General features: G+C 57.7%; 21 protein-coding genes. 15 read left to right on the top strand and 6 right to left on the bottom strand.

Going from position 1 to position 20,997, the window contains the following annotated elements; genetic code table 11:
- Positions 1 to 9: 9 nt before the first annotated feature.
- Positions 10 to 855, top strand: a complete 846-nt coding sequence (gene kdsA / locus K3757_RS04400; protein WP_259999756.1) for a 3-deoxy-8-phosphooctulonate synthase — start codon at positions 10 to 12, stop codon at positions 853 to 855.
- Between the two features lie 117 nt (positions 856 to 972).
- On the opposite strand, the gene K3757_RS04395 is transcribed toward kdsA, so the two are convergent.
- Both K3757_RS04395 and fabB read right to left on the bottom strand, forming a co-directional pair.
- Positions 973 to 1,764, bottom strand: coding sequence for an enoyl-ACP reductase (locus tag K3757_RS04395; protein ID WP_259999755.1), 792 nt, complete (start codon positions 1,762 to 1,764; stop codon positions 973 to 975).
- Between the two features lie 11 nt (positions 1,765 to 1,775).
- Positions 1,776 to 3,005 (bottom strand): beta-ketoacyl-ACP synthase I, encoded by a 1,230-nt coding sequence (gene fabB, locus K3757_RS04390; protein ID WP_259999754.1) that lies wholly within the window; start codon positions 3,003 to 3,005, stop codon positions 1,776 to 1,778.
- Between the two features lie 149 nt (positions 3,006 to 3,154).
- Between fabB and K3757_RS04385 the strand changes: the two genes are divergently transcribed.
- Positions 3,155 to 4,534 carry an NAD-dependent succinate-semialdehyde dehydrogenase gene (locus K3757_RS04385; protein ID WP_259999753.1) on the top strand — a complete coding sequence of 460 codons (1,380 nt, stop codon included), beginning with the start codon at positions 3,155 to 3,157 and terminating at the stop codon, positions 4,532 to 4,534.
- An 80-nt stretch (positions 4,535 to 4,614) separates the two neighbouring features.
- Positions 4,615 to 5,211: an SDR family oxidoreductase gene (locus K3757_RS04380; protein WP_260001178.1), complete on the top strand. Its 597-nt coding sequence runs from the start codon at positions 4,615 to 4,617 to the stop codon at positions 5,209 to 5,211.
- 80 nt (positions 5,212 to 5,291) lie between these two features.
- Here the strand turns inward: K3757_RS04380 and fabA are convergent, their stop codons facing one another.
- A complete protein-coding gene (fabA, locus tag K3757_RS04375) occupies positions 5,292 to 5,801 on the bottom strand; it encodes a bifunctional 3-hydroxydecanoyl-ACP dehydratase/trans-2-decenoyl-ACP isomerase (protein WP_259999752.1) in 510 nt (169 codons plus the stop codon).
- Positions 5,802 to 6,018: 217 nt separating this feature from the next.
- Between fabA and irrA the strand changes: the two genes are divergently transcribed.
- Both irrA and K3757_RS04365 read left to right on the top strand, forming a co-directional pair.
- Complete coding sequence (irrA, locus tag K3757_RS04370; protein ID WP_259999751.1) at positions 6,019 to 6,438, top strand: iron response transcriptional regulator IrrA; 420 nt, start codon at positions 6,019 to 6,021, stop codon at positions 6,436 to 6,438.
- Positions 6,438 to 7,235, top strand: coding sequence for a phytanoyl-CoA dioxygenase family protein (locus tag K3757_RS04365; RefSeq protein ID WP_259999750.1), 798 nt, complete (start codon positions 6,438 to 6,440; stop codon positions 7,233 to 7,235). Before irrA ends, K3757_RS04365 begins: the two co-directional genes overlap by 1 nt.
- 116 nt (positions 7,236 to 7,351) lie before the next feature.
- On the opposite strand, the gene K3757_RS04360 is transcribed toward K3757_RS04365, so the two are convergent.
- Positions 7,352 to 7,786, bottom strand: coding sequence for a peptidylprolyl isomerase (locus tag K3757_RS04360; protein WP_259999749.1), 435 nt, complete (start codon positions 7,784 to 7,786; stop codon positions 7,352 to 7,354).
- Positions 7,787 to 7,966: 180 nt separating this feature from the next.
- Here K3757_RS04360 and K3757_RS04355 point away from each other — a divergent pair, with 180 nt between their 5' ends.
- From K3757_RS04355 to K3757_RS04315, 9 genes are all read left to right on the top strand, one after another.
- Positions 7,967 to 8,653 (top strand): haloacid dehalogenase type II, encoded by a 687-nt coding sequence (locus K3757_RS04355; RefSeq protein ID WP_259999748.1) that lies wholly within the window; start codon positions 7,967 to 7,969, stop codon positions 8,651 to 8,653.
- Positions 8,653 to 9,477 (top strand): alpha/beta fold hydrolase, encoded by an 825-nt coding sequence (locus K3757_RS04350; protein WP_259999747.1) that lies wholly within the window; start codon positions 8,653 to 8,655, stop codon positions 9,475 to 9,477. The genes K3757_RS04355 and K3757_RS04350 overlap by 1 nt, the downstream gene beginning before the upstream one ends.
- Positions 9,474 to 10,442, top strand: coding sequence for a threonine/serine dehydratase (locus tag K3757_RS04345; protein WP_259999746.1), 969 nt, complete (start codon positions 9,474 to 9,476; stop codon positions 10,440 to 10,442). The genes K3757_RS04350 and K3757_RS04345 overlap by 4 nt, the downstream gene beginning before the upstream one ends.
- Positions 10,439 to 11,632: an endonuclease/exonuclease/phosphatase family protein gene (locus K3757_RS04340; RefSeq protein ID WP_259999745.1), complete on the top strand. Its 1,194-nt coding sequence runs from the start codon at positions 10,439 to 10,441 to the stop codon at positions 11,630 to 11,632. The genes K3757_RS04345 and K3757_RS04340 overlap by 4 nt, the downstream gene beginning before the upstream one ends.
- Positions 11,632 to 12,420, top strand: a complete 789-nt coding sequence (pcaD, locus tag K3757_RS04335) for a 3-oxoadipate enol-lactonase (RefSeq protein ID WP_259999744.1) — start codon at positions 11,632 to 11,634, stop codon at positions 12,418 to 12,420. The genes K3757_RS04340 and pcaD overlap by 1 nt, the downstream gene beginning before the upstream one ends.
- 74 nt (positions 12,421 to 12,494) lie before the next feature.
- Positions 12,495 to 13,820, top strand: coding sequence for a lyase family protein (locus K3757_RS04330; RefSeq protein WP_259999743.1), 1,326 nt, complete (start codon positions 12,495 to 12,497; stop codon positions 13,818 to 13,820).
- 4 nt (positions 13,821 to 13,824) lie between these two features.
- Positions 13,825 to 15,024 (top strand): TCR/Tet family MFS transporter, encoded by a 1,200-nt coding sequence (locus K3757_RS04325; RefSeq protein WP_259999742.1) that lies wholly within the window; start codon positions 13,825 to 13,827, stop codon positions 15,022 to 15,024.
- A gap of 87 nt (positions 15,025 to 15,111) precedes the next feature.
- Positions 15,112 to 16,200 carry a zinc-binding dehydrogenase gene (locus K3757_RS04320; protein ID WP_259999741.1) on the top strand — a complete coding sequence of 363 codons (1,089 nt, stop codon included), beginning with the start codon at positions 15,112 to 15,114 and terminating at the stop codon, positions 16,198 to 16,200.
- A gap of 43 nt (positions 16,201 to 16,243) precedes the next feature.
- Entirely contained in the window at positions 16,244 to 17,476 is a 1,233-nt protein-coding gene (locus K3757_RS04315) for a mandelate racemase/muconate lactonizing enzyme family protein (protein WP_259999740.1), read from the top strand.
- Here K3757_RS04315 and K3757_RS04310 read toward each other — a convergent pair.
- Both K3757_RS04310 and K3757_RS04305 read right to left on the bottom strand, forming a co-directional pair.
- Entirely contained in the window at positions 17,473 to 18,504 is a 1,032-nt protein-coding gene (locus K3757_RS04310) for a dipeptidase (protein WP_259999739.1), read from the bottom strand. The genes K3757_RS04315 and K3757_RS04310 overlap by 4 nt on opposite strands.
- Before the next feature lie 169 nt (positions 18,505 to 18,673).
- Positions 18,674 to 19,897, bottom strand: coding sequence for an acyl-CoA dehydrogenase (locus K3757_RS04305; protein ID WP_259999738.1), 1,224 nt, complete (start codon positions 19,895 to 19,897; stop codon positions 18,674 to 18,676).
- A 109-nt stretch (positions 19,898 to 20,006) separates the two neighbouring features.
- Between K3757_RS04305 and K3757_RS04300 the strand changes: the two genes are divergently transcribed.
- Positions 20,007 to 20,897, top strand: coding sequence for a LysR substrate-binding domain-containing protein (locus tag K3757_RS04300; RefSeq protein WP_259999737.1), 891 nt, complete (start codon positions 20,007 to 20,009; stop codon positions 20,895 to 20,897).
- Positions 20,898 to 20,997: the final 100 nt, after the last annotated feature.

Here is a 20,997-nt window from a genome sequence, read left to right as displayed (position 1 = left end):
ATACGCCCCATGACTCATATCAACGTCGCAAATGTTACATTTGGCAATGACCTACCTATGGCCCTTATCGGCGGCATGAATGTTCTAGAAAGCCGCGATCTGGCGATGCAAGTCGCGGAAGCCTACGTTGAAGTGACCACAAAGCTCGGCATCCCTTACGTCTTCAAAGCTTCCTTTGATAAAGCCAACCGTTCATCGATCCACAGCTATCGCGGCCCGGGTATGGAGGAAGGCCTTAAAATCTTCGAAGAAATCAAAGCGACCTTTGGCGTTCCTGTGATCACCGACATCCACACCGAGGCCCAATGCGCCCCCGTGGCCGAGGTCTGCGACATCCTGCAAGTGCCTGCGTTTCTTGCGCGCCAGACCGATCTGATCGCCGCAGTTGCCGCGACGGGCGCGGTGATCAACGTGAAGAAGCCACAGTTCATCAGTCCACCGCAAATGAAGAACATCGTCGAAAAACTGCACGAATGCGGCAACGACCAAATCATGCTGTGCGAACGCGGCGCCTGTTTCGGTTATGACAATCTGGTGGTTGATATGCTGGGCCTGCGAACGATGCGCGATGTCTCGAACGATGCTCCGATCATCTTTGATGTCACCCATGCTTTGCAGATGCGCGACCCGGGCGGTGCGGCTTCCGGAGGCCGCCGCGCGCAGGTTGCCGAGCTTGGCCGCGCAGGTCTTGGCGTCGGCCTTGCCGGCCTATTCCTCGAAGCACACCCGAACCCGGATGAGGCACTTTGCGATGGGCCCAGCGCTCTTCCGCTGGACAGACTCGAACCGTTCCTTGCCCAAATGAAAGCCGTCGACGACGTGGTCAAATCACTGCCACCGCTCGATATCAGCTGATTCAGGCTAATCTGCCAATTTCTTTTGGCAATATATATCCCGGGGAATCCTTGGCCCTTGGGCCAAGGATGGGGCAGAGCCCCGCCTTTTCAGGCGAGACAATGCGTCAGCCAACAGTTAAAGGTTTTCGGCCTGTGGCATCCCAAGAACATGATAACCGCCATCAACATGGATGATTTCGCCCGTGGTGCAAGCACCCGCGTCAGACGCCAGATACACCGCAGTTCCGCCTACGGCCTCCAACGTCGCGTTCGCGCGCATCGGGGCGTTCATGTCGGTGTGTTTGTACGTCTTGCGCGCGCCGCCAATCGCGGCACCAGCCAGCGTTTTCATCGGTCCGGGAGAAATTGCGTTCACCCGGATACCTTCTGGCCCCAGATCGTTGGCAAGGTAGCGCGTAGCACTTTCCAATGCCGCTTTGGCAACGCCCATCACATTATAGTTCGGCACAACCTTGTTGGAGCCCTGATAGGTCAGCGTAAGCAGCGTGCCGCCATTCTCAACCATCAAAGGATGCGCGCGCCGCGCCACTTCAATGAAGCTGAAAGCAGAGATATCCATGGAGTGCTTAAAGTTGGCACGGCTGGTGTTCAGAAAACGTCCCGTCAGCTCGGACTTGTCTGAAAATGCGATCGCATGGACCACGAAATCAATCGTTGGCCAGCGCGCACCAAGCTGGTCAAAAGCCGCATCAAGAGAGGCGTCATCGGTGACATCTACATCAACCATGAAGTCAGAGCCGACACTCTCGGCCAATGGCCGCAGGCGCGTACCGAATGCTTCACCCTGATAGGTGAAAGCCAGCTCGGCCCCCGCCCCGGCCATCGCTTTCGCGATACCCCATGCGATCGAACGTTCATTCGCGACGCCCATGATCAATCCGCGCTTACCGCTCAGCAATCCACTCATAACCTTGATCCTTAACCGTTATACTTTGAAAGGATCATTGATCCGTTGGTGCCGCCAAATCCGAAAGAGTTGGTCATAACGGAATCAAGCCCGGCGTCATCAACCCGTTCCAGCGCAATCTCCGCAGGGTCCAGCCGCTCGTCCAGCGTTTGCACGTTGATCGACGGGGTAATGAAGTCATCTTCCAGCATCAGCAGGCAGAAGATCGCCTCCAACGCGCCGGCCGCGCCCTGCGCGTGACCTGTCATTGATTTGGTTGAGCTGACAGGTGGTGTGCTGCCTTGGCCAAAGACACGGCGCACGGCCTCGATCTCACCCACATCGCCTACAGGCGTGGAGGTGCCATGTGCGTTGATATAGCTTACCTTGCGGCCTTCTGGCAGCGATTGCAGTGCAAGGCGCATCGCGCGCTCGCCGCCTTCTCCTGAAGGCGCAACCATATCGTGACCATCAGAAGTCGCCGCATATCCTGTTACTTCGGCATAGATCTTGGCGCCACGTGCCAGCGCGTGCTCAAGGTCTTCAAGCACGACCATGCCGCCCCCACCAGAGATCACAAAGCCGTCGCGATCCTGATCGAACGCGCGCGAGGCCAGTTCAGGTGTATCGTTATACTTGCTGCTCATGGCGCCCATGGCGTCAAACAAACACGAAAGCGTCCAGTCCAGCTCTTCACCACCTCCGGCGAACATCACGTCCTGTTTGCCCATCATGATCTGCTCTGCCGCGTTGCCGATGCAATGCAGTGATGTCGAACACGCCGAGGTAATGGAGTAGTTGATGCCTTTGATCTTATAGGCGGTAGACAGGTTCGCACTAACTGTCGAGCTCATGCATTTCGGGACAGCAAATGGTCCGATACGCTTTGTCGCACCCGTGGTTTTCACAACCTCGTGCGCTGTCAGCATGGCCGATGTGGATGGCCCACCGGAACCAGCCACCAGACCGGTGCGCGGGTTCGAGATGATATCATCGGACAGACCTGAATCCTCGATGGCTTGCCCCATCGCCAGATAGGCATAGGCAGCACCAGGCCCCATGAAGCGGTAGGTGCGCTTATCGATATGCTCTGCCGGATCGATCTTGAGCGTTCCGGCGATACGGCTGCGGAACCCGTGCTCTGCCATTTCGGGCGAAGCGACGATACCACTTGTACCGGCCTTGAGCGATGCTTTGACCTCGGTGGCATTGTTCCCGATGGACGAAACAATCCCCAAACCTGTGACGACGACGCGGCGCATATGCAGCACTCCCTGATTTATTCCTCGCCCCTTCTTAGGCCAGCGTGGCGCGCAGGTGCAAGCGGGTAGCGCGTTGGCGCCTGTGGGGACCAGTCGGAACTTACCCGCCTTACCGCGTGTTGACCCGACAACAAGAAAAGGAATCCGAAATGTCCAAGTTCACCACAATGAATCCCGCTACCGCCGAACCCATCGCCCATTACACCCAGATGAGCGAGGCAGAAGCCATCGCCGCCGTGGATGCCTGTCACTCCGCTTTTGAGGATTGGCGTCTGCTAAGTCACCAAGAACGCGGTACGCACCTGAAAGCCATTGCGCAGAAACTGCGCGACAGCAAAGAGGAGCTTGCAAAATTGATGACCCAAGAGGTCGGCAAACTCTACAAAGACGGCCTGACAGAGGTCGAACTTTGCGCGCGCATCTTTGAATACACAGCAGAAAATGGTCCCGAAGCGTTGAAGGACGAAGAGCGCACACACGCTGGCGGCAAGAAGCGTGGCATCGTCACTTATCAGCCCGTTGGGGTGATCTATTCAATCCAGCCTTGGAACTTCCCACTTTATCAGCCCGTACGCGTGCTTGCTGCGAACCTGATGGCGGGCAATGGCTGCGTCCTGAAACACGCAGAAATCTGCACAGGCAGCGGTCTGCGCCTGCGTGAACTGTGCATCGAAGCAGGTCTGCCGGAAAACATCTTTAAAGTCATCGTTATCAACCACGATGTAAGCGACACTCTCATTGGCTACAAAAAGGTGCGCGGCGTAACCATGACAGGATCTGACGGTGCTGGCCGCCACATCGGCGCCAAAGCTGCCGAAGCATTAAAAAAGACTGTGCTGGAGCTGGGTTCCAACGACGCCTACCTTGTGCTTGAGGACGCTGATATCGAAACAGCGGTTAAATTCTCGGTCATGGGCCGTCTATACAATAACGGTCAGACCTGTGTGTCAGCTAAACGCTTTATTGTGGCGGACAAAGTATATGACGCATTCATCGAAGCCTACGTTGCACAAATGTCAAAGATTCCGATGGGCGACCCAATGGATGATGAAACGAAACTGGGACCACTATCGAGCACGGAACAGCTTGAAACCGTCCGTGATCAGGTCGAAAAAAGTGTAGCCAACGGTGCCAAAGTGCTCTGTGGTGGCGAAGTACCTGACCGTACCGGTGCCTATTACCCCGCGACAGTTCTGGGCGATGTGACCCCCGGCATGCCTGCATATGATGACGAAATCTTCGGGCCGGTTGCAGCGGTAATTCGTGCCAAAGACGATGAAGACGCCATGCGCATTGCAAACGATAGTCGCTACGGTCTGGGCGGCGGGATCTTCTCGCAAAACGAAGAGCGCGCGATTGAACTTGCACGGGTTCATTTCGACACAGGCATGATCCGCATCAACTCTTTCGGCGCGGCAGATCCAAACATGCCCTTTGGTGGCGTCAAGGATTCTGGCTATGGCCGTGAACATGGCGGTTTCGGCATGAAAGAGTTTGTGAACGCCAAGGCAGTGTTCCTGCCGTCATAAGCAGCGGAAAGTTCAGAAGAATAAGGGCGCACGTTGATTATGTGCGCCCTCGAATCCTATAGGAGAATAACACCATGGCTATGAATGTACTTGTCGCCGGTTCAACCGGCAAAACCGGAAGCCAGCTTGTTGCGCAGATCAAGGAGATGGGCCAAACTCCCTTGGCACTTGTGCGCGAAAGCTCTGATACCAGCGTCCTTCCAGAGGGCGTTACCACGCGGGTCGGCGATTTGACCGATCTAGACGGTGATGTATGTGCGGATGCGGATGTCGTCGTGTTTGCGGCAGGCTCGGGTGGAAGCACAGGGCCAGAGATGACAGATAAAGTGGACCGTGAAGGCGCAAAACGCTTGATCGATATCGCAGCAAAGTCGGGCGTAAAACGCTTTGTCATGCTCAGCTCTGTCGGGGCAGACAATTCAAACCCCAAAGGTGATCTTGCCCATTACCTTGAGGCAAAGCACGCCGCCGATGAACATTTGAAGGCGTCCGGGATGACCTACTCCATCCTGCGCCCGGTTGCGCTGACGGACGGAGACCGATCGGACAGCATCAAGTTGGGGTCTGACGTGGATAAATCTGCGCAAGCGCGCCGCGCAGACGTTGCATACGTCTTGGCCGATGCAGCTGTAAACGGCACCCACGATGGCAAAGCGCAGGACATGCAATCAGCCTAAAGCGCGTTTTGCCCTAGAATGTGCCCTGCCCAGTCCCGTTGCCTTAATGGCATACCGGACCGGAGCAGGGCATTTTCATATCAGCTTTCTGACAAAGCGACCTTCATGTCCTTGACCTGATAAATGACTTCGCCGTCTGCCTCGACGATGCCGTCAGCAACACCCATGGTGAGGCGGCGCGTCTGGATTGCTTTGGTGAAGTCGATTTTGTAGGTCAGCATTTTGCGATCAGGGCGGACCATACCGGTGAGCTTCACCTCGCCTACGCCCAGCGCATAGCCACGCCCGAGCCAGCCGCGCCAGCCAAGGTTGAACCCCGTCAACTGCCACAAACCGTCAAGGCCAAGACAGCCGGGCATGATCGGATTGCCAGGAAAATGGCACTCAAAGAACCACAAATCCGGATTGATATCGAACTCGGCCACGATGTGGCCCTTGCCATGTGCACCGCCATCCGCCGAAACTTCGGTAATACGGTCCATCATCAACATGGGAGGTGCCGGCAATTGCGCATTGCCGGGGCCGAACAATTCGCCACGTGCGCATTTCAGCAGGTCTTCTTTGTCAAAGCTGGTGGGGTAATCTGCCATCGGGTTGCTCTCCTGCGCATCTTTGTAATGGGGCCCAAGTAACACTCTGCCCAGCCAAGCTGCAAGGGCGCACCGCGTCCCATTAGACACATGACCAGTCCCAAAGCTGCTGTTTTCGCGCCGAACCCGGCACTCCCGCCATCTATCGCTGCATTTGCAATTGAAAATCAGAGCCATCGCCCCCTATATTAGATGGTAGTCCGCAAAGAGGTCCGACATGTCTGATACCCATCTGGAAACCGGAACCAAATGGCTTGCGACCGCAGGGTTGCGCCCGACGCGCCAGCGTTTGACACTGGCGTCTCTTCTGGTCGGCGATGGCCAGCACCGCCATGTAACAGCAGAGAGCCTTTTTGAAGCCGCCAAAGATGGTGCGGACAGCGTCTCGCTTGCGACGGTTTACAACACGTTGCGTGCCTTCTGCGATGCGGGCCTGCTGCAAGAAGTAACCGTAGACGGTTCTCGTAGCTATTTTGACACGAACACACACGATCATCCGCACTTCTTTTGGGAAGACGAAGCACGCCTGACTGATGCTCCTTCCGACCAACTGGTGATCGCGCAGCTGCCGGACGCGCCAGAAGGTGCCGAGATCGCAAGCGTGGACGTCGTGATCCGCCTGCGCAAAAAAGCCTGATGCCCCACCCGTTGGTGACGCAAAACTGCATCGACACCTATCAACGGGATGGCGTCGTGATCATCCGCGGATTATTTGCAGATCACGTTGAGACCCTGCGCGCAGGGGTCGAACGCAACATCGCAAAACCCGGCCCCTACGCCTCCAATAACGACAAAGCAGGTGAGACCGGCCGTTTTTTCGACGACTATTGCAACTGGCAGCGCATCCCCGAATTCCAAGAAGTGATCCAGACCTCAGCGGCAGCCGAGGTGGCAGCCGACTTGATGGGCTCCAACAGCGTGCAACTCTTTCATGATCATGTTCTGGTCAAAGAACCGGGGACCTCCATGGCAACGCCGTGGCATCAGGACGGTCCCTACTACTTTGTCGAAGGACGCCAAACCGTCAGCTTCTGGTCCCCGCTCGATCCTGTGACAGATGCAACACTGCGCTGCGTGGCAGGCTCACATATGTGGGAAAAACCCGTTCTTCCCACCCGCTGGGCCAAGAATGAACCTTTCTTCGATCCGGCCCCCTATATGCCGGTTCCAGACCCGGATGCCGAAGATATGGACATCCGCGAATGGCACATGGCGCCCGGTGATGCTGTCGCCTTCAACTATGGAATACTGCATGGCGCCCGCGGCAACTCTTCGCAAAGCCGCCGCCGCGCATTTTCGCTACGCTTGCTTGGCGATGATGCACGCTACACACAACGCCCCGGGCCTACTTCGCCGCCATTTCCGGGTCACAACATGACGCAAGGCCAGACTCTCCGAGAGGACTGGTTCCCAATCCTGCTACGGCGCCCGTAAGAAAAAAATGCCGCCCAGAACTCTGGACGGCATCCTATTTCTTTTGGCTGAAAATATCCCGGGGGGCCTGTGCCTTCGGCACGGGCGGGGGCAGCGCCCCCTACCCGGCCAATTCCTCAAACGGCGTCGATTTTCACCAGTTCGATATCAAACTGCAAATCTTTGCCTGCCAGCGGATGATTTGCGTCCAGCGTAACTGTCGCCTCATCCACTTCAACCACAGTCACCGGCATAGCCTGACCGTCCGGTGTTTGCATCTGCAGCTGCAGGCCGACTTCCAGTGGAATTTCCGCCGGGATGCCTTCGCGCGGCACAGCCTGACGCATGTCAGGGTTCACCTGACCGTAAGCATCATCCGCACCGATGCTGACTACTTTCTTGTCACCCACCTGCATGCCGGGGATCGCTACGTCCAGACCCGGGATGATCTGGCCGGAACCCACAGTAAACTGCAAAGGGTCGCGCCCTTCCGAGCTGTCAAAAGTCGTCCCATCCAGTAGCGTACCAGTATAGTGCAAATGTACAGTGTCGCCTGCCTTAACTTCGGCCATGTGTTGTCTCCAGTCTGATAGGGAAAATGTGGCGGAGGCCGCGTATCTGCGCAGGTGCTCCGAAAGATGGCCATACCTTTTCAAGCCACGCACAAAACCACAACCCCCTTTTCACCCTTTTCCACATGCCTGCCCCATGCCACTGTGCAGACAAATAACCCCAAACCGTGCGGAGCCCCTATGCCCATCACCACCTGCATCTTTGACGCCTACGGCACGCTTTTCGATGTGGCAGCCGCCGCACGGCAAGCCGCATCAGAGCCTGACTTTTCCGCCATCAAAGACGACTGGCCCGCCTTGGCCGAACACTGGCGTCTCAAACAGCTTCAATACAGCTGGCTGCGCGCCATCACAAACGCGCATTGTGATTTCTGGCAAGTCACTCAGGAAGGTCTGGATTGGGCTCTGGAGAAAACCGGCCACGGGGGCGATGCGGCGCTGCGCGAACGCCTGTTGCAACTCTATTGGGAGCTTGGCGCCTATGCGGAGGTGCCAGCCATGCTGCAAACTCTCAAGGCGGCGGGTTTGAACACCGGCATCCTTTCGAACGGATCTCCTGCGATGCTGCGCGGCGCTGTAGACAGCGCAGGTATAGATGGCGCGCTGGATGCACTTTTGTCGGTTGAGAGTGTTGGCATATTCAAACCTGACGCGCGGATTTATGATCTGGTCGGTCAGACCTTCGGCTGTGCCAAAGACGAAGTGCTGTTTGTATCGTCAAACGGTTGGGATGCGGGCGCGGCAACCGGCTATGGATTTACCACAGCTTGGGTAAACCGCGCAGGCGATCCTGTCGACCGGCTTCCGTGGACACCTGCACATATGCTCACTGATCTGACCGGCATTCCGGCATTGGCTGGTGTGTGATGGCGACATTTACCAGTTCCGATGGCCTGTCGCTTTACTATACCGATGAAGGTGCCGGCCTGCCGATCCTGTGCCTTGCAGGCCTTACCCGCACCACCGCTGACTTTGACTATGTCACACCGCATCTAGCGGAGCACCGGCTGATCAAGCTGGACTACCGCGGCCGTGGGCGCTCTGATTTCGATCCCGAATGGACGAATTACACTTTGCCGGTGGAATGCCGCGATGTGACAGAATTGCTTGACCACCTTGGCTTGGAAAAAGTAGCGATCCTTGGCACCTCGCGCGGTGGGCTCAACGCGATGGGGCTGGCAATGGGCGCAAAGCAACGCCTGCTGGGCGTGGCGCTGAATGATGTCGGGCCCGTGATTGCGCCTACGGGAATGGAGACCATCAAGAACTACATCGGGCGCAACCCTGCCGCCAAGACACATGAAGAAGCCGCCGAGGCCATGGCCCGCGCCTTTCCCGAATTCAGCAACGTGCCAGAAGGCCGTTGGCTGGAGGAAGCGCAAAAGCACTACACTCAGGATGCAGAAGGCTTGCACATCACTTATGACAAGCATCTGCGCGATGCCGTTCTAGCCGCTGGCGAAAAGATGATGCCGGACCTGTGGCCATTCTTTGACGCGCTGACAGACCTACCGCTGGCACTGATCTGGGGCTTGAATTCAAACCTGCTGACCGAAGAAACGGTAGCGGAGATGCAAGAACGCCGACCCGACATGATCTTGGGCCGCGTGCCCGATCGTGGCCATATTCCGTTTCTGGATGAACCAGAGGCCGTCGCCGCCCTGCATAAATGGATCGAGACTATCCGATGAACATCGACATGATCCGCGCTGCCGCGAAACGCATCGACGGGTTTGCCCAGCGCACGCCTCTGCTTACCTCACGCTTTCTTGACGCTATCGCGGGTCGCCGTGTCTGGGTCAAACCCGAATGTCTGCAACACACTGGCAGCTTCAAATTCCGTGGTGCCTATAGCGCCCTGTCTGCGATGGATGAAAAGACCCGTGCGCGTGGCGTGATCGCTTTTTCTTCTGGCAACCATGCGCAGGGTGTTGCGCTGGCTGCCAAGATGCACGGCACCAATGCGGTGATTATAATGCCGTCCGATGCACCAGCGCTTAAAATCGCCAACACAAAAGCATATGGCGCCGAAGTGGTCCTATACGACCGCACAACAGAATCCCGTGACGAGATCGGTGCGCGCCTGAGCGAAGAGAGAGGTCTAACGCTTGTCAAACCTTTCGATGATCCACAAGTGATTGCCGGTCAGGGGACCTGTGGTCTGGAAATCGCCGAAGACGCCAATGCACTGGGTATCAAAAACGCTGACGTTATCGTCTGCTGCGGCGGCGGCGGGCTGACCTCTGGTATCGCCCTCGCGTTAGAGGCTGATGCCCCGACCCTGCGGGTACGTCCGGCGGAACCTGCGGGTTTTGACGATGTGGCCCGCTCCCTGCGCGCAGGCAAGATCGAACGCAACCCGTCCCTATCCGGCAACATATGTGATGCGATCATTACCCCCCAGGCAGGTGACCTGACATGGCCGCATCTGCACCGCCTGTGCGGCCCCGGTCTGGTAGTGTCAGAAGATGAAGTCCTTGATGCCATGGCGCAGGCGTTCTTGCGGCTCAAGGTGGTGGCGGAACCGGGGGGCGCCGCCGCGCTTGCCGCAGCACTTTCGCGCAAGGACGAGATTGAGAGTGAGGACGTGATCGTCACCATCTCGGGTGGCAACGTCGATCCGGCCATGTTTGCCCGCGCGCTGGAACGTTTATGACGGATTTTACGCTCTCCAGCTTTAACGCAAAGAACCTGATCGGTCCGAACAGTGAATATTACCGCTTCCAGTCCTATACGCCTGAGGAATACGCATGGAAGCGCGACTGGCTGGCAGACCAAATGGTCACATTGGACGCCGATATCATCGGCTTTCAGGAAATCTTTGATGAAGAAGCCCTTCGTGATGTCATAGGCTTGGCAGATACCTACGGTGCTGCCCACAATGACTTTTCCCTGCCGGATGGCACCAAACGCTATCGCAAACGCGCGATATTTACGAAGCTTGCCTATGGCAGCTACCGTGACGCCGAGATCGTGTTTGCCCCCAATATGAATGACGGTGCGCCGGGCGAACGGCGTCCCGGGCTCGCGGTGCTGTCGCGCTTTGGCTTTGCCGAAGATCCGGAGATCATTCAGGATCTTGGACGCCCTTTGGATATACCATTTTCAGATGATGGTGAGGACGGCGGATTTTTCCGCATCTCTCGTCTAAGCCGCCCCATCCTTAAGGTACGCATACCGGTCGGAGATCAGGTAATCACGGTCTTCAACTGCCACCTGAAATCGAAACTAGGCGAATTCATCCGCCCCGCGAACGGTGCCCCCGCACCAGAGGCCGATCTCACCGACTATGATCCGGTGGGTCGCGCGCTGGGATCGGCCCGTGCAGCAATGCGGCGCATGGCAGAAGCATGGGTTCTACGCGGCGCGATTGTGCAGGAACTGCAATCAGGCAATCCCGTCATTGTTCTGGGCGATCTGAACGATGCACAGAATGCTGTCAGTTCTGAGATCATTTCCGGCGAGATACCGTTCAAGAACTATGCGTGGATGCTGCGCCATGATGCCCAACACGCAGCAGATCGGTATTCCGACGAGGAGTCCGTGCAGATCACCGAAGACATTCAATCCGTGCGTCTGCATTCGGCGGAAAAACTGTTCGTGCGCAAATCGCTACGCGACATGGTTTTCACCACCGCCTTCGGTGGCGTGTATGAAAGCATCGACCAGATTTACATGTCACGCCACTTCTTGCCCGAAAGCAGCGATTCCATCGGCGAAATGACCTATTTCAGCGTGCTCAATGACCATCTGACGGATGGCAGCCACGCTGAAGCACCCTACAACAAACTCGCCTCCGATCACGGTCAGATCATGGCCCATATCACTCTGAAAGGGGACGCATAATGCAATTGTTCGACGCCGGAGATGTCCGTATTCACTACCGCGTAGATGGCCCTGCCGACGGGGCGCCGGTGGTATTTGCCAATTCGCTGGGCACAGACATGCGCCTGTGGGACCCGATATTGCCCCTTCTGCCCGAAGGGCTGCGCATCATCCGCTGGGATAAACGTGGACATGGCCTGTCGACCATCCCCTCAGGCCCTTACAAAATGGGATCGCTGATTACTGATTGCGAGCGGCTTCTTGACCACCTCGAAGTGAAGGAATGCGTTTTTGTCGGCCTTAGCATCGGCGGCATGATCGCCCAGGGTTTGGCTGTCAAACGACTGGACCTGATCCGCGCAATGGTGCTGAGCAATACGGCCGCGAAAATCGGCAATCCACCACTTTGGGATGAACGGATAGCGGCGGTACGTGCGGGCGGCGTCGAAAGCTTGGCGGATGCGGTGATGGAGCGGTGGTTCTCTGCCGAATTCCGCGCCAAACCTGAGTTGGAGTTGTGGCGCAACATGCTCGTGCAGCAGGCGGATGACGGCTATGCCGGTTGCTCCGCTGCGATTTCTGGAACGGATTTTTTCACGCCGACAAGCGGTCTACGCCTACCCTGTCTGGGCATCGCTGGCTCTGAAGACGGCTCCACTCCGCCCGATCTGGTACGTGAAACGACCGATCTGATACCCGCCTCGAAGTTCCACCTGATCCGGCGTGCAGGCCACCTGCCCTGCGTCGAACAGCCAGAAGAATTCGCGCGTATACTGGGTGACTTCCTGAAAAGTGTAGGGCATGTCTGACCAGACACCCGATGGCGCGGCCCATAAAGGCCTCCGCACTTAATACCACCGACACAGACGGAGCGAACGACCCAATGGCAGCAAGTGTTTTTGACAGCCCCCTTTACGCGCATTTGTTCCCTACGGGAGAGGCCGGCCGACTTTTTTCGGACACCGCTGCAATCCGCGCCATGCTGCTGGTCGAAGGGGCGCTTGCCAAGGCGCAAGGCGCACAGGGCATCATCCCCGAGCTAAGCGCAAAGGCCATTCAGCGCGCCACCCTTGAGATTCAGGTCGACCCGGGTGCGATTGCAAAAGCCACTGGCGAGAATGGGGTGAGCGTGCCCGGCCTAGTGGCCGCATTCCGCGCAGAGATGAACGCCCCCGAGCACGCGCAATTCGTGCATTGGGGTGCCACATCGCAAGACATCATAGACACCGGTCTTATGCTGCGATTACGGCAACTTTTATTGCTCGCTGAAACAGATCTGCGCAGCATCATAAAAGCTTTGGGCCAGAAGGCTGCGCAACACGCCGATACACCAATGGCAGGCCGCACATATGGTCAGCAAGCCACGCCAACCAGTTGGGGCGCTGTTCTGGCTGATTGGGGGCATTCGCTATGCGATCTATTGGAGGCCCTGCCCGCGCTCCGGTCATCATCGCTGTTTGTATCGCTCTCTGGTGCTGCGGGAACGTCCGACGCTTTGGGTCCGGATGCAGCCCAAACCCGCACAGCACTTGCCGAGGGGTTGGGCCTGAACGATCCGGTGCGCAGCTGGCATGTAGACCGCGGCCCGATATTGAGGATCGCTGACTGGCTGGCACAAGTCACCTCCGTACTGTCCCGTATGGGCGCGACCCTGATCTCACTGACAGGGTCAGAGACAGCCGAAGTCCGTTTGGGTGCTGCAGGGGCGTCTTCTACGATGCCGCAGAAACAAAACCCGGTTGCCCCGTCGGCGTTGCAGGCGCTGGGCCACCAGATGACTGGCCTGCGCGCGGCACTTGCCCCTGCTACACAGCACCTAAACCAGCGCGATGGCGCTGCATGGTTTACAGAGTGGATGGTCCTGCCGCAAATCGCGCTTACCGCTGCATGCGCCCTACAACACGCCAAGGTGTTGGCCGCTGGCATTGAGCCGGATGCGAACCGTATGGCGCAAACTCTGAAAGGCGGGCTTGGCCTGATCCACGCCGAAGCTCTCAGCTTTGCGCTGGCGCAAACCATGCCACGCCCGCAAGCACAGGCCGAGACAAAATCCCTGTGCAGCAAAGCACAAGAAACAGGGACCGAACTGGAGGCGATTGCACGTGCGGCGCATCCTGATTTGCCGGACGGTCTGTTTGACGCCGGGCAGGCGCTGGGCCTTGCACCAAAAGAGGCACGCGATTTCGCTGCACGGGTCAAGGCACTATAGTAAAATGCGCCTTCCGGTTATTTTCATTCTGCTGACGGTGATGATAGATGCCATGGGCATTGGTCTGATCATCCCTGTGATGCCCGATCTCATCCAAGACGTGGATGGCGGCTCTTTGGCCGAGGCCGCGATCTGGGGCGGAATTCTGTCAACCACTTTCGCCGTTATGCAATTTCTGTTCGGTCCGGTGGTCGGTGGGCTGTCAGACCGGTTTGGACGCAGGCCGGTGCTATTGATCGCGCTTGCGATCATGGCCCTGGATTATGTTTTGATGGCCGTTGCCGGCACCATCTGGCTGCTCGTTCTCGGGCGGGTCATCGGGGGCATTACGGCAGCCACACAAAGCACTGCTTCGGCCTATATGGCTGACATCTCGGCGCCGCACGAACGCGCGGCGCGCTTTGGCTTGGTGGGCGCGGCTTTCGGGGCGGGATTTGTTCTGGGTCCGCTTCTGGGGGGACTGTTAGCCGAATACGGCACGCGCGCCCCGTTCTGGCTGGCCGCTGTTCTGGCAGGATCAAACGCGATATTCGGTTGGATCGTGCTGAAAGAGACGGTGACAGATGCCACGCGCCGCGCCTTCAACTGGCGCCGTGCCAACCCGCTAGGCGCTTTGCGCGCTTTGGGGCGACTGCCCGGCGTGACACGTCTTTTGGTGATCTATTTCATCTATCACGTCGGTTTTGCGGTTTACCCTTCGGTCTGGCCCTATTTCGGCAAAGAACGATTCGACTGGACCCCTGCGACAGTGGGGCTATCGCTGGGCCTATTCGGAATCACGATGGCCTTGATACAGGGCGGACTGATCCGGCCAATCCTCAAGAAACTAGGAGAGCGCGGAACCGTCATTGCCGGCCATCTTTTCAGCATCGCCAGCCTCATCCTGATCGCAGTCGTAAGTTCCGGCACGTGGGTGCTGCTGCTGACACCGCTGGCATCCATGGGTGGGATCATACCGCCGGCACTTCAAGGGATCATGTCCGCGCGTGTGGCTGACGATGCTCAGGGAGAGTTGCAAGGCGCGCTCACATCAGCTTCGGCCTTGGCGATGATCCTTTCGCCATTGGTGATGACCTACACCTTCGCACAATTCACTGACGCGCAGGCGCCGATATACCTGCCGGGGGCACCTTTCTTGCTGGCGGCCGGGCTGAGCACGGTCGGCTTGGCCGCCCTGTTGATCGGGACCCGGCGCAGTAGTTGACGTGACGTAGATCGTAAGGTTCCGAAAATACCTTGTCGGCAGCCATTATCTGCGCAAGGCTGCCGAAAACTAGCCAAAGGAAGTTCCATGCAAAAGATCAAAGCTGCCGTATGCCATGAGTTTGGCGCTCCGCTGAAGCTCGAAGAGATCATTCTGCGCGCGCCGGAAGCAGGCGAAATCAAGGTTGATCTGGACGCGGTTGCCATCTGCCATTCAGACATCTCATTTGCCGAAGGTGCATGGGGCGGATCGCTCCCCGCTGTTTACGGGCACGAGGCTGCTGGCAAGGTCAGTGCTGTGGGTACGGGTGTCAACGGCATCGCGGTGGGTGACAACGTGGTTGTCACGCTGATCCGCTCCTGTGGCACTTGCCCCACTTGTGCGGGCGGCGCGCCGACACTGTGCAGCACGCCATACGATGGTGACAAAGGGCCGATCAAAACAGCCGACGGCGGCACGCTGCATCAGGCAATGGCGTGTGGCGCTTTCGCCGAAGCAGTGGTGGTTGACCAACGGCAGGTTGTGAAAATCGGCAATGACATTCCAATGGAATGTGCAGCACTAATTGCTTGCGGCGTGATCACTGGTGTGGGCGCTGTGGTAAATGCCGCAGGGCTTCGCGCTGGCCAGGATGTGGTCGTGATTGGTGCGGGCGGTGTTGGCCTCAATGCGATCCAAGGCGCGCGTATTGCTGGTGCGCGGCGGATTGTGGCCGTGGACATGAGCGAGGAAAAACTGGAAGTTGCACGCGAATTCGGTGCAACCGATGGCATCCTCGCGACCGAGGCCAAACCGTGGACAGCCGCGAAACGCGCGATGGGTCGCGGCGCAGATGCTGTGATTGTCACCGTTGGCGCAATTCCTGCCTATGACACCGCCCCAAGATACCTTGCCTTTGGTGGCAAGGTTGTGATGGTCGGCATGCCCCACTCTGGCCAGAAGTCATCTTATGAGCCGGTCGTCCTCGCCGCTGTAGGTCAGGGCATGGTGGGCTCCAAAATGGGCGATGTCGTTATTCAACGCGACATTCCCTGGATGGTCGATCTCTATTCACAGGGGCGTCTGAAACTGGACGAACTGATCTCGGGTCGCTGGAAGCTGGAACAGATCAACGAAGCAATTGCCGACACCAAGACAGGCGGCGCGCGGCGCAACGTCATCTTGCTTGACCGCTAGGCGGCAGACCAAAAACAAACAGCACAAAACAGAGAGTGACCGGATGCACTTAAAAGATTTGGACATCATCGTCACAGCACCGCCCGCACCGGGCTGGGGCGGACGGTATTGGATACTGGTTAAACTGACCACGGCATGCGGGATTGTCGGCTGGGGGGAATGTTATGCCTCTTCAGTTGGGCCAGACGCCATGCGCGGTGTGATCGAGGATGTGTTCGCGCGCCATATGGCCGGAGAAAATCCCGAGAACATCGAAATGATGTTCCGGCGCGCATATTCGTCCGGCTTCACACAGCGGCCTGATCTTACGGTCATGGGCGCGTTTTCCGGCCTTGAGATCGCCTGCTGGGATATCTTGGGAAAGGCCCGTGATCGCCCTGTTTATGCGCTGCTCGGTGGGGTGATGAACGAACGGGTACGCGCCTATACATATCTCTACCCGCTACCACACCATTACATAAACACCTTCTGGGCCTCGCCCGAGATGGCCGCGGAATCCGCGCTTGATGCCGTAAACCGCGGTTTTACAGCCGTGAAATTTGATCCTGCCGGCCCCTACACGCGCCGCGGCGGCCATATGCCGGCGATGAGCGATATCTCGCAATCCGTCGCCTTCTGCCGTGCGATCCGCGAAGCTGTCGGCGATCGGGCTGACCTGCTGTTCGGCACACACGGCCAGTTCACCACGGCAGGTGCGATACGGCTTGGTCAGGCGCTGGAACCCTATAGCCCGCTTTGGTACGAAGAACCCATTCCACCGGATAGTGTGGCCGAGATGGCAAAGGTCGCAGGCGCTGTCCGCATCCCCATCGCCACAGGAGAGCGTTTGACCACCAAGGCAGAGTTCGCGCCTGTCCTGCGCGCAGGGGCTGCCACGATCTTGCAGCCTGCTCTGGGCCGCGCCGGTGGCATCTGGGAAATGAAAAAAGTCGCGGCCATGGCCGAAGTCTATAACGCGCAGATGGCACCGCATCTCTATGCGGGGCCTGTGGAATGGGCCGCCAATATTCATCTGGCGGTGAGCATCCCCAACCTGCTTATGGCTGAAACGATAGAAACACCCTTTCACGACCAGCTCATCAAGGGCAGCATTCGGGTAGAGGACGGTTTTATCACCGCCCCAACGGCACCCGGTCTTGGGATAGAAGTGGACGAAGACCTTGCACGGGCGCATCCGTATACCGGAACCGGCTTGCATCTGGAAATGCGAGAAGAGCCTTGCGACTACGTCAACGGCAACTGCTTCGAAGGGGGGGCGCCTGCGCCGCGCGACTAGGGGTTCAGTTGACGGCTGAGGAAATCCAACCAGTTCTCATGCGCGAGCTTGGCAATCAACGCCTCTCCATAGCCGGCGGCGCGCATGGCATCCAGCAGCGCAGGCAGATTCCCTGCATGGGACATGCCCTGCGGCATCGGCGCACCGTCAAAGTCAGAGCCAAGCCCGACGTGGTCTTCTCCTGCGACAGCGATCAGATGATCAAGCTGTCGCAGGCAATCCGTCAGCGTGGCTTGTCCCTGTGCCCAACCATCATCACTTAGATACAGACTGGCAAAATTGAGACCAACCATGCCGCCGGTTTGCCCGATTGCGCGCAACTGGTCATCGGTCAGGTTGCGCGCGTTTAGTGCCACAGCACATGCATTTGAATGCGTCGCCACCAGCGGCAGGTCCTCTTCTGCCACATCCCAAAACCCCCTGAGCGTCAGGTGGGAGGTATCGACCATGACCCCCATCGCCTTACACTTTGCGACCAGCGCCTGCCCCGCACTGGTAAGCCCACCCCCCGTATCTCCATCCGTACCATGTGAAAACGGCACACCCTCACCAAAGATGTTCGGGCGCGACCACACAGGCCCAAGCGAGCGTAGGCCCATCGCATGCAGGGCATCCAGCTCCCACATCTCGGGACCGATGCAATCAGCCCCTTCCAGATGCAGAACGCAGGCGATTGGGTCGCTGACGAAAGCGCGCCCCAATTGCGCGGTAGATGTGCAAATCTCGATCTGTCCTGCGGCGTGAAGCTGCTGCGCTATCCCGGCCTGCGCGATAACCGGCTCCAACGCCTGAGCGGCTGGCATAGCGGGAGCAAGTGGCAGTGCCACTCCTCCACCGTCGAAAATAGTGAAGTCGAACGCGCGTTTTTCTACTGACGAATACAGGGCAAAAAATCCACCGCTCAATCCGCCGGCACGGGCGTGAGGGGTGTTCACATGGCCGACAGGTTTTGCAAACTCGCCGACCGGATCAGTGGTGGTGCCCCAAAGCCTGCTCAAGGCATCATTGTGCCCATCAAAAATCTGCATGATCTGCTCCTTATCGGTCCGGCCCGCGATCTGCATATTCTTTGAGAGTTTCCTCAAGTACGTCAATGACAGCTGCCAAGTGACGATTTCCAGAAACAAAAAAACCCGCGCAACAGACGTTGCGCGGGAAGTATGTACTCAGGAAAAAAATCGTTACTGGGGATAATTCTTAGAAAAACGCCTGTAAGCCAGTTTGCGCACGCCCGAGGATCAGCGCGTGCACATCATGCGTGCCTTCGTAGGTGTTGACCGTCTCAAGGTTCATCATGTGCCGGATGACCTGAAACTCACCCGAGATGCCGTTGCCGCCGTGCATGTCACGGGCGTGGCGCGCAATCTCAAGCGCTTTGCCGCAGTTGTTGCGTTTGATGATGCTGATCATTTCAGGCGCGGCATTGGCCGCATCCATCAAACGACCAACCTGCAAGGACGCCTGCAAGCCAAGGCTGATCTCGGTCATCATATCGGCAAGCTTTTTCTGGAACAACTGGGTCTGTGCCAACGGTTTGTTGAATTGGTGGCGATCCAGGCCGTATTGACGCGCAGCGTGCCAGCAGAATTCGGCCGACCCCATCACACCCCAACTGATGCCGTAACGTGCGCGGTTCAGACAGCCGAACGGGCCTTTCAAACCTTGGACATTAGGCAAAAGCGCATCTTCGCCCACTTCAACATTGTCCATAACGATCTCACCGGTGATCGACGCACGCAGCGAAAGCTTGTTGCCGATTTTGGGTGCGCTGAGACCTTTCATCCCTTTTTCAAGGATGAAGCCGCGGATCTTGCCGCCATGCTCTTCCGACTTCGCCCAAACAACAAACACATCCGCAATCGGCGCGTTTGAAATCCACATTTTAGACCCTGTCAGCTTGTAGCCATTGGCGGTCTTCACGGCACGTGTCTTCATGCCTGCAGGGTCGGAGCCCGCGTCAGGTTCTGTCAGCCCGAAGCAACCGATAAACTCACCCGAGGACAGTTTCGGCAGATATTTCTTGCGCTGTGCTTCGGAGCCATAGGCATAGATCGGATACATAACCAAAGACGACTGAACCGACATCATCGAACGGTAACCGCTGTCCACACGCTCAACTTCGCGGGCGACCAGACCGTAAGAAACATAAGAGCCGCCCAGCCCGCCGTATTCTTCTGGCACGGTGACGCCCAGCAGGCCCATGTCGCCCATTTCGCGGAAGATACCTGCATCGGTTTCTTCTTCGGCAAACGCCTTGATCACGCGCGGCTGAAGTTTTTCTTGCGCATAGGACCGCGCGCTTTCCATGATCATCCGTTCGTCTTCTTGCAGCTGATCGTTCAGACGCAATGGATCGGACCATTCGAAAGCACCCAGATCAGGTGCGTCTTTGGCTTTGAGAACTGGTGTTTCGGCGTTCATGTCGTATCCTTTCAAAAGGGAACTGCGATATGCGTTGGGGGACTTATTGCATATCAGCTGCCAAAGTTCTAACGATGCTTAATCCTCAACCTATGAGTTTTAATCATACATGATCGCTCCGCGCCGTTATTTGCCATCTGTCTCTGCCCTGCTTGCCTTTGAGGCGTGCGCAAGGCTGGGCAGTGCCACGCAGGCCGCAACAGAGCTGTCGCTAACGCAGTCCGCGATCAGCCGCCAGATCAAGGCACTTGAGGGCCAGTTGGGGGTTCAGCTGATGTCGCGGCAGGGTCGGCGATTGATTCTGACGCAGGCAGGCACGGAATATGTACGCGAAGTACGCGAAGTATTGGGGCGTCTGGCGCAGGCGTCGCTGAACGCGGCAACGGAGCGGCAGTCAGGCGTACTGACGCTCGCCATTTTGCCGGCCTTCGGGATGCACTGGCTGGCGCCGCGGCTGTCTGATTTTTCATCCGAGCACCGTGAGGTAACGGTGAATCTTTCTACACGGCTGCATCCCTTTGCATTGGGCCCAAGCCCGTTTGACGCGGCGATTCATTTTGGCCACGAAGATTGGCCCGGTGTGCATTATCTGCCTTTGATGCCAGAGATCGTTGTGCCGGTCTGCGCGCCGGACCTTGTAGGCGCACCATTTGACACCCCCGCAAATCTGCTGGGTCACCCGTTACTGCACCTTGAAACACGCCCCCGCGCTTGGGCGCGCTGGTTCGAGGCTGTGGATCATCCCTGCGATCCGCCCCACGGCATGATGTTCGACCAGTTCGCCACAATGGCACAGGCTGCCTTGCACGGGCTTGGCATTGCGCTTCTGCCCACGTTTGTAGCTGAACCGTACCTGCGCGATGGTCAGCTTATCCTTGCTTCTGACAAGACAACCGAAAGCATTGGCAGCTATTACCTTGTCTGGCCTGATGACCGCCCGGCACCGCCGCCCCTGCTGGCCTTTTGCGACTGGCTCAAAGGACAGACAGAGGCCGAATGATTGGCCTGAGAATGGTTAATGAAGTGCGCGCCTTGCCTAACTTCGGCCACATTCCATCCGTATAGCAATCCTCTGTGACGGTGGGGGCCGACACCAAGGA

Source organism: Sulfitobacter sp. S223, from assembly GCF_025143825.1.
GTDB lineage: Bacteria > Pseudomonadota > Alphaproteobacteria > Rhodobacterales > Rhodobacteraceae > Sulfitobacter.
Note: the sequence above shows the minus strand (reverse complement) of the source record. Positions and strands in the feature narration are given on the sequence as shown.